This is a genomic window from Pseudomonas sp. SBT1-2 (assembly GCF_028640875.1).
Taxonomy (GTDB): domain Bacteria; phylum Pseudomonadota; class Gammaproteobacteria; order Pseudomonadales; family Pseudomonadaceae; genus Aquipseudomonas; species Aquipseudomonas chlororaphis_I.
Map to the genome: position 1 here is coordinate 39,014 of NZ_JAQZAA010000094.1, position 13,664 is coordinate 52,677.

Annotated in this window: 6 protein-coding genes; 3 read left to right on the forward strand and 3 right to left on the reverse strand. The window is 64.6% G+C overall.

Going from position 1 to position 13,664, the window contains the following annotated elements; translation table 11 throughout:
* The first annotated feature begins 134 nt into the window (after positions 1-134).
* Both PVZ78_RS20445 and PVZ78_RS20450 read left to right on the forward strand, forming a co-directional pair.
* Complete coding sequence (locus PVZ78_RS20445; RefSeq protein ID WP_009047635.1) at positions 135-1,028, forward strand: LysR family transcriptional regulator; 894 nt, start codon at positions 135-137, stop codon at positions 1,026-1,028.
* 10 nt (positions 1,029-1,038) lie between these two features.
* On the forward strand, positions 1,039-1,656 hold the full coding sequence (locus PVZ78_RS20450) for a tRNA-uridine aminocarboxypropyltransferase (RefSeq protein WP_273829155.1): 618 nt from the start codon (positions 1,039-1,041) through the stop codon (positions 1,654-1,656).
* 128 nt (positions 1,657-1,784) lie between these two features.
* On the opposite strand, the gene PVZ78_RS20455 is transcribed toward PVZ78_RS20450, so the two are convergent.
* From PVZ78_RS20455 to PVZ78_RS20465, 3 genes are read right to left on the reverse strand one after another with little or no spacing between them, the layout of a single operon-like run.
* Entirely contained in the window at positions 1,785-3,140 is a 1,356-nt protein-coding gene (locus PVZ78_RS20455) for an HlyD family type I secretion periplasmic adaptor subunit (protein WP_273829156.1), read from the reverse strand.
* Between the two features lie 10 nt (positions 3,141-3,150).
* A complete protein-coding gene (locus PVZ78_RS20460; RefSeq protein WP_028681959.1) occupies positions 3,151-5,310 on the reverse strand; it encodes a type I secretion system permease/ATPase in 2,160 nt (719 codons plus the stop codon).
* A gap of 19 nt (positions 5,311-5,329) precedes the next feature.
* Positions 5,330-6,688, reverse strand: a complete 1,359-nt coding sequence (locus PVZ78_RS20465) for a TolC family outer membrane protein (protein WP_009047639.1) — start codon at positions 6,686-6,688, stop codon at positions 5,330-5,332.
* A 589-nt stretch (positions 6,689-7,277) separates the two neighbouring features.
* Between PVZ78_RS20465 and PVZ78_RS20470 the strand changes: the two genes are divergently transcribed.
* Complete coding sequence (locus tag PVZ78_RS20470) at positions 7,278-13,652, forward strand: retention module-containing protein (RefSeq protein ID WP_273829157.1); 6,375 nt, start codon at positions 7,278-7,280, stop codon at positions 13,650-13,652.
* Positions 13,653-13,664: the final 12 nt, after the last annotated feature.

Consider the following 13,664-nt stretch of genomic DNA (forward strand, 5'->3'; position numbering starts at 1 on the left):
GGAGCGAGGCTTGCCCGCGATTGGCTGCATGGCAGCCATAATCAAGATCGCCAGATTCTCTATGGAGGAACGCCGATGGGGCAGGATGACCCTGACACTCGATCCCCGTTGTCGATTTTCCTTGTGGAGCTCCCATGGCCAACGCTTTACCTGATCTGAAACTATTGCGCATCTTCGTCAGCGTGGTGCGGCATCAGGGATTCGCCAATGCCCAGCACGAACTGAACCTCTCCACATCGGCCATCAGCACCTACATGAGCCAGCTCGAATCGGCCCTGGGGCTGGTCCTGTGCCACCGTGGCCGCGGCGGTTTCAGCCTGACCAGCAAGGGCGAGCTGTTCCACCAGGAAACCCTGCGCCTGCTGGGCGAGCTGGAGGGCTTCGAGCAGTACGCCGCGGCGCTCAAGGGCGAACTGCGCGGCACCCTCAACCTGGGGGTGATCGACTCGACGGTGAGCGACAAGGCCCTGCCGTTCGCCGAAGCCATCGGCGCCTACAGCCAGGAACACCCGGCGGTGCACTTGCATCTGTCGGTGCTCAGCCCCTACGAATTGCAGCTCGGCGTGCAGGACAACCGCCTGGACCTGGCCATCGGCGCGTTCTCCACGCGCATGAGCGGGCTGGTGTACATGCCGCTGTACCGCGAGCAGCACTGGCTGTATTGCAGCAGCCGGCACCCGCTGTTCAACGAACGGCGCATTCCCGAGCAGGTGATCACCCAGCAGCGCATGGTCGGCCGTGGCTACTGGAGCCAGGCCGAACTGGCGCGCCATGGCTTCAAGCACAGCGCGGCGACGGTGGAGAGCATGGAGGCGCAGCTGATCCTGGTGCTGTCCGGCGCCTATATCGGCTACCTGCCGGAGCATTACGCCCAGGCCTGGGCCGACAAGGGCGACTTGCGCGTGCTGCTGCCGGCCACCTTCGGCTATCAGGCGCCGTTTTCGATGATCGTGCGCCGCGGGCGTAGCCGTGAGCCGCTGATCCAGACGTTCCGCGACCTGCTCAAGGCGCAGCTCAACCAGGTCTGAGGAGGCCGATGTGTCCAGAACCCAATGCCCGCGTTGCCTGCGTCCGAAAACCCATTGCCTGTGCCCGCTGATTCCACGGCTGGACAGTCGCACCCGGATCCTGCTGTTGCAGCATCCCAGCGAAGTGAACCACGCGCTGAATACTGCGCGCTTGGCGGCGCTGGGGCTGAACAATGCAGAGTTGATCGTGGGGGAGGTGTTTGACGACCTGCCGAAGCTGTTGAACTGCCCCGGGTATCAGGCGCGCCTGCTGTTCCCGGCGGAAGACGCGCAGCCGTTGCAGGCCTATTCCAGCACGCCGGACGCGCAGCCCTTGCTGCTGGTGCTACCCGACGGCACCTGGCGCAAGGCGCGCAAGTTGCTGCACCTCAATCCGCTGCTGGCCGCGTTGCCGCGAGTGACCCTGGCCGCAGGCGCGGTGTCTCGTTACCGGCTGCGCAAGGCGCCGGGACCGGGGGCCTTGTCGACCATCGAAGCCATCGTCCAGGCCCTGCAGACCCTGGAGGCGCCAACCTTGTTCGAGCCCTTGCTGAAACCTTTCGAGGCCTTGATCGACGGGCAGATTGCGGCGATGGGGGAGGACACCTATCAGCGTAACCACCTGCGGGCGCAAGACGACTCCCTGTAGCCGCTGCCGCAGGCTGTGATGGGCTGCGCAGCGGCCCAAAACGCCATACCTCATACCATCTGAAAGACCGAGGCGCCTGATTGACGCCCGCTTCGCGGTCGGTCGCAGCCTGCGGCAGCGGCTACAAATTAACGCTCGCGCATCGCCTCGGTCCGCGCCTTGAGCACCGGCTTGAGCAGGTAGTCGAGCACGCTTTTCTCGCCGGTGATGATGTCCACCGTGGCGACCATCCCGGGGATGATCAGCAGCGGCTTGAGGTCGCCGCCCAGGTGGTTCTTGTCGGTCCGCACCTGGATCAGGTAGAAGCTGTTGCCCTTGTCGTCGGTGATGGTGTCGGCGCCGATCAGTTCCAGCTTGGCGCTCAGGCCGCCGTAGATGGTGTAGTCGTAGGCGCTGAACTTGACCATGGCTTTCTGCCCGGGATGGAGGAAGGCCACGTCCTGCGGCCGTACCTTGGCCTCGATCAGCAGGTTGTCCTCCAGCGGCACGATTTCCAGCATGTCGCTGCCCGGCTGGACCACGCCGCCGATGGTGTTGACCTTGAGCTGCTTGATCACCCCGTGCACCGGCGAGGTCACGGTGGTGCGGGTCACCCGGTCGTCGATGGCGATGCTCGAGGCGGTGATTTTCGACAGGTCGGTGCGTTTCTCGTTGAGCTCCTTGGCGGCGTCGGAGCGGAAGCCTTGTTCGGACTCGTCGATCTTGCTCCGGATTTCGTTGATCGCCGATTCCGCCCGGGGAATGGCCAGGGTCGTGGCATTCAGCGAGCCGCGGATCTCCACCGCGCTGCGTTTCAGACGCAGGATCTCCACCGGTGACACCGCGCCGGTACTTACCAGCGGCGCCGACATGTTCATCTCCTGGTTGAGCAGGGCCAGGCTGGAACTGAATTGCCCCTGTTTCGAGCGGAACTCCGCCAGCTCCTGGGTCTTTTGCCGCAGCTGTTCGCTCAAGGTCCGCTGTTCGCTGGCCAGGCGACGCTGGCGCTGTTCGTACAGCGAGCGTTCGTCCTCCGCCACCTGCGGCGCCTTGGCCACCACCTCGTCGGATGGCTTGAACGGCCGGCCCTCGGCTTCGGCGGACAGGCGTTCGACCTGGGCCATCAAGGCATAGCGGTCGGCCTCGCTTTCGCCCTTGTTCGACAAAAAGCGCGTGTCGTCCAGGCGCAGCAGGGTGTCGCCCTTGTTCACCATCTGCCCTTCGCGCACGAAGATCTCGGTGACGATGCCGCCCTCCAGGTTCTGCACCACCTGCACCTTGCTCGACGGAATGGCCTTGCCTTCGCCGGTGGTCACCTCCTGCAGCACCGCGAACTTGGCCCAGAGCAGGGCACTGATGAGCAGCCCGGTGGTCAGCCAGACGACAATGCGCGAGCCGCAGGGCGAGTCCTGCAGCGAGGCACCGGCGGTTTCGGGCATGAACTCGCTTTCCGCGCTTTTGCGCAGGCTGGCGAAGTAGCCGCGTGATTGCGATGAGGCAGGCATGGGGCGACTCCTAGACCGCCGCAGAGCCGACACGGCCCTTGCGCAGTGCATCGATGACCGCTTCTTTCGGCCCGTCGGCGACGATCCGCCCGTTGTCCAGGACCACCAGCCGGTCCACCAGGCTGAGCATCGAGGTGCGGTGGGTCACCAGCAGCAGGGTCTTGCCCTGTACCCAGGCGTGCAGGCGCTGGCGCAGGGCGTCTTCGCTGCTGTTGTCCATGGCGCTGGTGGGTTCGTCCAGGAGCATGATCGGCGGGTCCAGCAGCAGCGCCCGGGCCAGCAGCACCGCCTGGCGCTGGCCGCCGGACAGCAGTTGGCCGCGCTCGCCCACCGGCCGGTCGAAGCCCTGGGGATGCTGGCGGGCCAGCTCGGTGACTCCGGTCAGCTCGGCGACCTCGAGCATGCGCGCATCGCTGATATAGCGGGCGCCGAGGGTCAGGTTGTCGCGCAGGCTGCCGGCCAGCAGCGGCAGGTCATGGGCGACATAGCCGATCTGCTGGCGCAGGTCGGCCACGTCCAGTTGGCGCAGGTCGAGGCCGTCCAGCAGCAACTGGCCTTCCTCGGGGGCATAGAAACCCATGACCAGCCGCCCCAGGGTGCTCTTGCCGGAGCCGCTGCGGCCGATGATGCCGATGCGCTCGCCGGGCTGCATGCTGAAGCTGATGTTGCTCAGGGCCGCGGCATTCTGCCCCTGATAACGGAAGGTCACCTGATTGAGCGCCAGCGCGCCTTGCAGTTGCGTGCGTTCCAGCGGGCGCTGGCGGGCATCGCGTTCCTGGGGCAGGGCCATCAGGGCATCGGTGCTGCGCATGGTCAGTTGCGCCTGCTGGTAGCGGGTGATCAGCCCGGCGATCTGCCCCAGCGGCGCCAGGACCCGGCTGCCGAGCATGTAGGTGGCCACCAGCGCGCCGACGCTGAGGTTGCCGGCGATGATGCTGTAGACCCCGGCGACTATGGTCGCCATGCCGCAGAACTGCTGGATGAACAGGGTGCCGTTGGTGGCCAGGGCCGAGAGATTGCGCGCGTGGCTGTCGAGGCGGGTGAGGGCGCCGTGGGTGCTTTCCCAGCGGTGCTGGCGTTCGCTTTCGGCGCTGCAGGCCTTGAGGGTTTCCAGGCCGCCGAGGGTCTCGATCAGCAGCGCCTGGCGTTCGGCGCCCAGGCTCAGGCTCTTTTGCACGGTGTCGCGCAGGCGGGCCTGGATCAGCATGGCGAAGACGATGGTCAGGGGAAACGCCAGCAGCGGAATCACCACCAGCCAGCCGCCGAGCAGGCCGATCACCAGCAGCATCAGGACGGCGAAGGGCAGGTCGATCAGGCTGGTCAGGGTCACGGCGGTGAGAAACTCGCGCAGGCCCTGGAAGTCATGGATGCTCTGGGCGAAGCCGCCGATGGTCGCCGGCTTGGCTTTCATCGCCATGCCGGTGATGCGCTCGAACAGGGTGGCGGAGAGGATCACGTCGGTGCGCTTGCCGGCGCTGTCCAGCAGATGGGCGCGCACCACCCGCAGCACCAGCTCGAAGCCGGTGCCGATCAACAGACCGATAGCCAGCACCCAGAGGGTCGAGGTGGCCTGGTTGGGCACCACGCGGTCGTAGGTCTGCATGACGAACAGCGGCACCATCAGCCCCAGCAGGTTGATCAACAGGCTGGCGAGGATCGCGTCGCTGTACAGCCAGCGCGAGAGTTTCAGGGTGTCGCGGAACCAGGCTTCGACCCGCGGCACCAGGGAATTGCGCAGTTCTTCCAGTTCATGGCGTGGCCGGGCGAACAGCGCCTGGCCACTGTAGTCGTCGTTCAGCTCCGTCTGGCTGACCCACTGTTCGCCGCCCTCGGCTTCGCTGGGCAGGATCAGCGCCTGGCCGTCATCGCCCCAGCGGCGCAGGACCGCGCAGCGGCCATGCTTGAGGATCAGCAGCACCGGCAGGTTGAGCTTGGAAATCGCCGACAGCTCGCGGCGCAGCAGGCGCGCCTGCAGGCTGGCGCGGGCCGCGGCGCGGGGCAGCAGGTCCAGGCTCAGGCGTTGCTGGGCCAGGGGCAGCCCCGCGCTGAGGCTGGCACGGCTGACGGTGCAGTCATGCAGTTTGCAGAGGATCAGCAATCCGTCCAACAACGGGTCATCAAAGCTCAGGCGCGGATCGACGCCTGAGCTCCCGGGTTCCATGCTGGTCACATTGAAGTCCTCCGAGGACTTAACGCATCTCCGGCAGACGGGCGTCGCTCTTCACTTCGGTCTGGGCGATCGCTTCGGCTGGCACCACGACTTTTTCCTTGTTCAACAGCTCGCCCATGTTCGCCAGCACGCGATACATCGAGAACTCCTCGGTGTAGCGCACTTCGGTGTAGCGGCGGTTGGCGTTGTACAGCTCGTTTTCGCTGTCCAGCAGGTCGAGCAGGGTGCGCTGGCCGAGACCGAACTGGTCCTGGTAGGCGGCCCGTACGCGGGTGGTGGTTTCAGCGTATTCGCGAGCGGTGGGGGTCTGCTTCTTGGCGTTGAGCATGGCGTTCCAGGCCAGGGTGATGTTCTCGTTGAGCATGCGCAGCGCGTTGTTGCGGATGTCCATGGCCTGGTTGATCTTGTGCGCGTCCGATTGCAGGCGGGCCTTGTCGCTGCCGCCGCGGAACAGGTTGTAGTTCATCACCACGCCCACCCGCCATTCATTGTCGTGGCCCTTGTCGCCCTGCACGTTGTCGTTGGCGCCCACCGCGGCCTCGGCGTCGAAGCGTGGGTAGAACGGCGACTTGGCGACCTCGTACTGGCTTTCGGCCGCGTGCACGTCGGCCTGGGCCGATTTCAGGTAGGGGTTGTTCTCCAGCATGCTCTGCCGGGCATCCGGCAGGCTGGCGGGGATTTCGCCGCGCACCGAAGGCAGGCTTTCCAGTTCGTCGGGCATACGGCCCACGGCGCTGAAGAAGTTGGCCTCGGCATCGGCCAGGTCGACCTGTGCGGTGTCGTAGTTGTTTTCCGCCAGGGCGCGACGGGCCTTGGACTGGTCGAGGTCGGCGGTGCTGCCGACACCGCGTTCGCTGCGCAGGCTGATCTGGTCGTTGACCCGCAGGTGCGCCTGCAGGTTGTTCTTGGCCAGGGTCACCAGTTCGCGGCGCTTGAGCACTTCCAGGTACACCTCGATGGTGCGCAGGGCCAGGCTCTCGGCGGTACCGCGGGTGTAGTAGGCCCGCGAGTTGGAGACCGACTGGGTGCGCCCGACCTCGTTGGCGGTATTGAAGCCGTCGAAGAGCATTTGCCGCAGGCGCAACTCCGACTGGGTATAGGTCAGCGTCTCGGTGTGATGGTTGCCCAACGCGCGCGTGGTGGTGTTGTCGCTGTAGCCACGGCCATAGGCAGCATTCAGGTCCAGCGATGGATAGAAGCCCCCTTTGGCGACCTTGACGTCCTCATCAGCCGACAGACGGTTGTTCTGGCTCGCGCGCAGTTCCGGGTGGTTGTCCAGCGTGCTTTGAATCGCCTCCGTCAGAGACATGGCTTGGGCCTGATGAATACAGGCCATGGCTAATAAAATCGCGCTACTGAGGGGGGTAAAAACGCGCATGAGGTACATCTCCCTGGTCCATGTATGGTGCTTTGCAGTCGCCAAAAAAATGACGAAATTTATAGGCCAAACCGTTTCAGGTTTGTAACAACAGAGCTAAGAACATCCTGAGCGGAAGCTAAGAAGAATTTCTCATAAGCCTTATGCTGAAAAAAACTTATGCACTCTGTGAAATCCAGCACATTGTTCAGTTCGAAAGCCCCGTGTTTATAGGCTCTAGGGAGCTTTTTGGGGACTTGAAAAGGTTCAACAAAATTTGCGACATAGGGCGGGAAAGGAGCGGTGAGGAGGGTGCGATACGGATTTTTGAGCGACATTTTTTTGTCACTTGCAGTGTTTTAATCCGTGTCGCGACTTTCGCGGGAGGGCTGTCCGAAGCCGGAATGCGCTTGACTGCATTCGGTTTTGCCTTCGGCAGAAACAGCAGGCCAGCGAGGGACGAGCGAGAGGGACAGGCCGGTGCGCAGGTTCGACTGAGCAGACATCAGCGAGCCTTCAGGCTGGCGTTTCCCGTCGCTGACCCGATAACGCCATAGCACTTTTCCGTGCAACCAGATGCCGATAGCGGTCGGCAGCGGAGGAAGTGCTCATGGCTAAGTTGATCGGCGTCGTCAGTAAGGTAATCGGGCAGGTAGTAGCGGTCGCGGCGGATGGCAGCCGGCGTGCCCTGGTAGAAGGCGATCGTCTGTTCGCTGGGGATCAGCTGGTGACCGGTGCGCAAGGCGCGGTGGCGGTGCATCTGCAGAACGGCCAGGAACTGACCCTCGGGCGCGACAGCAGCCTGCAATTGACCCCGCAACTGCTGGCGAACCAGGCGCCCCATGTGCAGGCGCCTGAAGTCGTGACCCCCAGCGAAGCGCAACTGACCGATGTCGAGCAACTGCAGAAAGCCATCGCTGCCGGCGCCGACCCGACGCAAACCGGCGAAGCCACGGCGGCCGGTCCCGGTGCCACGGGGGGCACCGCCGGTGCCCTGGGTGGCGGGCACACCTTTGTACTGCTTGAAGAAGTCGGCGGGCGGGTCGAGCCGGTCATTGGTTTCCCCACCGCGGGCTTCAATGGAATCCCCGAATTCGTGCCTGAGCGGATTGCCGCGGTACCGCCAAGCGACGACAGCGGTATCGCACCGCCACCCCCACCGAACAACCCGGTCACCCTGGGCGGCCTGTCGGTCGCCAATGGCGAGTTGACCCTCAGCGAAGCCAATCTGCCCCAAGGCTCGGCGAGCAATCCGGCGGCGCTGGTGCAGAACGGCACCTTCAGTGTTTCCGCGCCCGACGGCCTGCTCAACCTCAGTGTGGGCGGGATCGTCGTGGTCAGTGGCGGGGTGGCCGCGGGATTTCCCCAGTCGATCACCACTGCCCTGGGGAACACCCTGACCATCACCGGTTTCGATCCTGCCACGGGTACGGTCAGCTATAGCTACACCCTGGTCGGCAACGAAATCCATTCCGCCGCCGATGGCGCCAACAACCTGAGCGAGCATTTCACCGTGCTGGCCAGCGACAGCAATGGCGATTCGGCGAGCAACTCGCTGGACATCAACATTACCGACGATGTGCCCCAGGCGTTCAACGACGGCAATGGTGTCGCCTCGGAAAGCCAGCTGGTACTCACTGGCAATGTCCTGACCAATGATGTGCAGGGCGCCGACCGGGTGCCCAGCGGACCGATCATCGCCGGTACCTTCAATGGCACCTACGGCACCCTGGTGCTGGCGGCCGACGGTACCTATACCTACACCCTGCACACTGGCGATCCGGCATTCCTCGCGCTCAAGGGCGGCGGCAGTGGCACTGAAACCTTTACCTACACCCTGACCGATGCCGATGGTGACAGCAGCACCGCCAACCTGGTGCTGCAGGTGCACAACAACGACGATCCGGTGGTGATTCGCGGCTTCAACCTCGAAGGCGCCGAGGTCACGGTCTACGAGAAGCACCTGGCGGACGGCAGCAGCCCGGATGCGGGCGCGCTGACCCAGAGCGGCACCTTCAGCATCTCGGCGCTCGACGGCCTGCAAAACCTGACGGTCGGCGGTCTCTCCCTGGTCAGCGGCGGAGTGGCTGCGGGCTTCCCTCAATCGATCACCACCGGCCTGGGCAATACCCTGACCATCACCGGCTACGACCCCGGCACTGGCGTGGTCAGCTATAGCTACACCCTGGCCGTCAATGACGCGCACCCGACTGGCAACGGTAGCAACGCGCTGGGTGAGAGTTTCACGGTGTCCGTCACGGACGTCGACGGCAGCACTATCAGTGGCCTGCTGGATATCAATGTGGTCGATGACGTGCCGACGGCGGTCGACGACAGCAATGGTGTCGCCTCGGAAAGCCAGCTGACCCTGAGCGGCAATGTGCTGACCAACGATGTACAGGGCGCCGACCGGGTGCCCAGCGGGCCGATCACCGCCGGCACCTTCAACGGTACCTACGGCACCCTGGTACTGGCGGCCGACGGTACCTATACCTACACCCTGCACCCTGGTGATTCTGCGTTCCTCGCCCTTCAGGGCGGCGGTAGCGGCACCGAGACCTTTACCTACACCCTGACCGATGCCGACGGTGATACCAGCAGCGCCAACCTGGTGTTGCAGGTGCACAACAACGACGACTCGGTGGTGATTCAAGGCCTCAATGCCGAAGGCGGCGAAGTCACGGTCTACGAGAAGCACCTGGCGGACGGCAGCAGTCCGGATGCGGGGGCGCTGACCCAGAGCGGCACCTTCACCGTGACCGCGCCGGACGGCCTGCAGAGCCTGAGCGTGGGCGGAGTTAATGTGGTGACCGGCGGGGTGCCCGCGGGCTTCCCGCAATCGGTGACCACCGCCCTGGGCAATACCCTGACCATCACCGGCTACAACGCGGCTACCGGGGTGATCAGCTACAGCTACACCCTGGCGGACAACGAGGATCACCCAACCGCCAACGGCGCCAACAGCCTCAGCGAACATTTCAATGTGGTCGCCACCGATGTCGATGGCAGCACCGCCAGCGGTTCGCTGGATGTGAACGTGGTGGATGACCTGCCAACAGCGGTCAATGACAGCAACGGCGTCGCCTCGGAAAGCCAGCTGGTGCTCAGTGGCAACGTACTGACCAACGACGTGCAAGGTGCCGACCGGGTACTCACTGGTCCGGTGACTGCTGGTACTTTCACTGGCACCTACGGCACCCTGGTGCTGGCTGCCGATGGCACCTACACCTATACCCTCAACACCGCGGACGCCGACTTCAAGGCCCTGTACGGCAATGGCAACGGCACAGAGACCTTCGCCTACACCATCACCGACGCCGACGGCGACTCCAGCACCGCCAACCTGGTGCTGGACATCCATAACAACGATGACTGCGTGACCCTCTACTGCCTGGATGTCCCGGGTGGCGAGCTGACGGTCTACGAGAAGCACCTCAGCGACGGTACCAGCCCCAATGCCCCGGCCTTGACCCAGAGCGGCTTCTTCGCCGTTAGCGCGCCGGACGGCCTGCAAACCCTGAGCGTGGGCGGGATCAATGTGGTGACCGGCGGAGTGGCCGCGGGCTTCCCGCAATCGATAATGACCGCCTTGGGCAACGTCCTGACCATTAACGGTTACGACGCCAGCACCGGTGTCGTCAGTTACAGCTACACCTTGCTCGACAATGAAAATCACCCGACGGGGCTGGGGGCCAACAGCATCGCCGAGCATTTCACTGTGTTCGCCAGCGATGGCGACGGCAGCAGTGCCTCCGGGGTGATCGATGTGAATATCGTCGATGACCTGCCCACCGCGAATCCTGACGTGGTGATGGCCGACGAAGGCACCACCATCAGCGGTAACGTGCTGGGTAACGACGTTGGGGGAGCCGATGGGCCGGCAGCCACGGGCGCGGTGGTCGGCGTGCGCGCCGGCAGCGATACCTCGACCTCGGCGATTGGCGGTTTGAACACCACCATCAACGGCCTGTATGGCACGCTGACCCTGGACGCCTTCGGCAACGCGACCTATCACAGCTATCCGAACTCGGTCACCGCTCCCGATTCGGAGGATGTGTTCGTCTACACCGTGCGTGATGCGGACGGCGATGAAAGCACCACCACCATCACCATCCAGATCTGCGGCAACGAGCTCAGGGCGGTCACTGACCAGGATGTCACTGTCTTCGAAAAAGCCCTGGACCTGAACAAGGATGGCCAGGACCTGGCGGCCGGCACGGTGATCGGCAGTGACCCGGGCAATACCGGCGAAACCGCCACCGGCACCCTGGTCGGCTCGGTCATCGGCGGCAGTGGGGCGATCACCTACACCCTGGTCGGCAGCGCCACTGGCACTTACGGGCAGATCCTGCTCAACCCCGACGGCACCTACCGCTACACCCTGACCTCGGCGCCAAAAACCTCGCCGACTGCCAACGACGGCCCCAACGTGCTGGGCGAAAGCTTCACCTACAAGGCCACCGACGCGGTGGGCAATACCACCACCAGCACCATCCAGATCAGCATCGTCGACGACGTGCCCCAGGCGGTCGCCAGCGAGCGTGCGGTCACCGCGCTGGAAGTCGATTCCAACCTGCTGCTGGTGATCGACGTCTCCGGCAGCATGGCCGATCCGTCCGGGGTACCGGGCCTGTCGCGCCTGGAGCTGGCCAAGCAGGCGATCAGCACCTTGCTCGACAAGTACGACGACATGGGCGATGTGAAGGTGCAGATCGTCACCTTCAGCAGCAGCGCCACGGACAAGACGCCGATCTGGGTCGATGTGGCGACGGCCAAGTCGATCATCGCCTCCCTGACCGCGGGCGGCGGCACCAACTACGATGCGGCCGTGGCCGCGGCGAAGCTGGCGTTTGTCACCAGTGGCCAGATCAGTGGCGCGCAGAACGTCGGTTATTTCTTTTCCGACGGCAAGCCCACCGATGGCCAGGAGATCGGCACCGCTGACGAAACCGCCTGGAAAGCCTTCCTCGACGCCAACGGCATCAAGAACTACGCAATCGGCCTGGGCAGCGGTGTCAGCAACAGCAACCTCGACCCGCTGGCCTATGACGGCAGTACTCATATCGACACCAATGCCGTGGTGGTCACCGACCTGAACCAGCTCGACTCGGTGCTGGCCGGTACGGTACAGGGCACCCCGGTCACCGGCTCGCTGCTCGGCGAAAGCGGCTCGTTCGGCGCCGACGGCGGTTTCATCAAGACCCTGGTGGTCGATGGCACCACCTACACCTATGACCCCAGCGGCAATGGCAACCAGGGCTCGCTGAGCTTCAGCGGCGGGGTCAACCACGGCACCTTCAACACCCTGGACAACAGCCTCAGCATCGCCACCAACAATGGCGGCACGCTGGTGGTGAAACTCGACACGGGCGACTACACCTACACCTCGCAGAAAATCACCAGCGTGGTGCTGACCGAGACGGTCGGCTTCACCGTCAGCGACAACGACGGCGACCTGGCCAACTCGACCCTGGTGGTCAAGGTCAACCCGAACGCGGCGCCGGTGGCGGGCGACGACCACATCATCACCAACATTCTGTCGGGCACTATCGTGGTGCCGGCCGATGCCCTGCTGGCCAACGACAGCGACGCCAACGGCGATCCGCTGACGGCCGCGCCGACCAGCTTCAACACCGGCTGGTTGTCCCCGGGGGCGGACTTTACCGCCGGCAGCCTGCAGACCATCAGCTTCACCGGAGGGTCCAACCAGACCCTGACCGTCGCCCGGGCCTCGTTCAATGCCAATACGGCGGCGATGACGGCCGCGGTGGTGATCAGCGGCTTCCTGGGCAGCATCAACAACGGCAATGACAACGACGAGGATGTGATCAGCGTCAACCTGAAGCAGGGCGAGACCCTGAACCTGGATCACAACCTGACGGCGGGCCGGGTGGGCATGGAGTACGCCTTCAATGGCGGGGCCTACACCGCGATTACCGACGGTGGCTCGTTCACCGCGGGGGCGGACGGCACCTACCAGATCCATATCACCAACCTGACCAACCCCAGCGGCGCCAACGCCAACGGTTCGGAAAACTACCAACTGACCATGACCGTCAACTACGCTGGCGGCCAGGAGTCCACGCCGGATTACCACGGTACCTACACCGCCAGCGACAGCCATGGCGGCAGCGACAGCGCGGCGGTGAGCATCAGCTATCAAGGCGGCCATACCCTGACCGGCACCGCTGGCGACGATGTGCTGCTGGCCGGTAGCGGCGACAACCTGATCAATGCCGGCGACGGCAACGACGTGCTCGTCGCCGGCAGCGGCAACAACATCCTGCACGGCGACGCTGGTAACGACCTGCTGTTCAGCGGGCCGGGCAACGACCTGCTCGACGGTGGCACGGGCAACGACACCGCCAGCTACGCCCATGCCAGTGCCGGGGTCACGGTCGACCTCGCGCTGCTCGGTGCGCAGAACACCGGCGGTGCCGGCACCGATATCCTGGCCGCCATCGAAAACCTGGTGGGCTCCAACTACAACGACAGCCTGACCGGCGACAGCAACGCCAACATCATCACCGGCGGCCTGGGCAACGATGTGCTCAACGGCGGTGGCGGCGACGACCTGTTGATCGGCGGGCTGGGCAACAACACCCTGACCGGTGGCAGCGGCAGCGACACCTTCCAGTGGCAGCAGGGCAACAGCGGGCATGACCTGGTCACCGACTTCACGCCGGGCACCGACAAGCTCGACCTGTCGCAACTGCTGCAAGGCGAGAACGCCAGCAGCGCATCGCTGGATGACTACCTGCACTTCACCGTCACCGGCAGCGGCCCGTCGCTGGTCACCAGCATCGATGTCAGCGCGGCGGCGGGGGCCACGCCGAGCCAGACCATCGACCTGGCCGGGGTCAACCTGGCGGCGCATTACGGGGTGACGCCGGGCGCGGGTGGGGTGATCGCCGGTGGCGCGGATACCGCGACCATCATCAACGGCATGCTCAACGACCATTCGCTGAAGGTCGATACCGTCTGAGGCCTGCCGGGC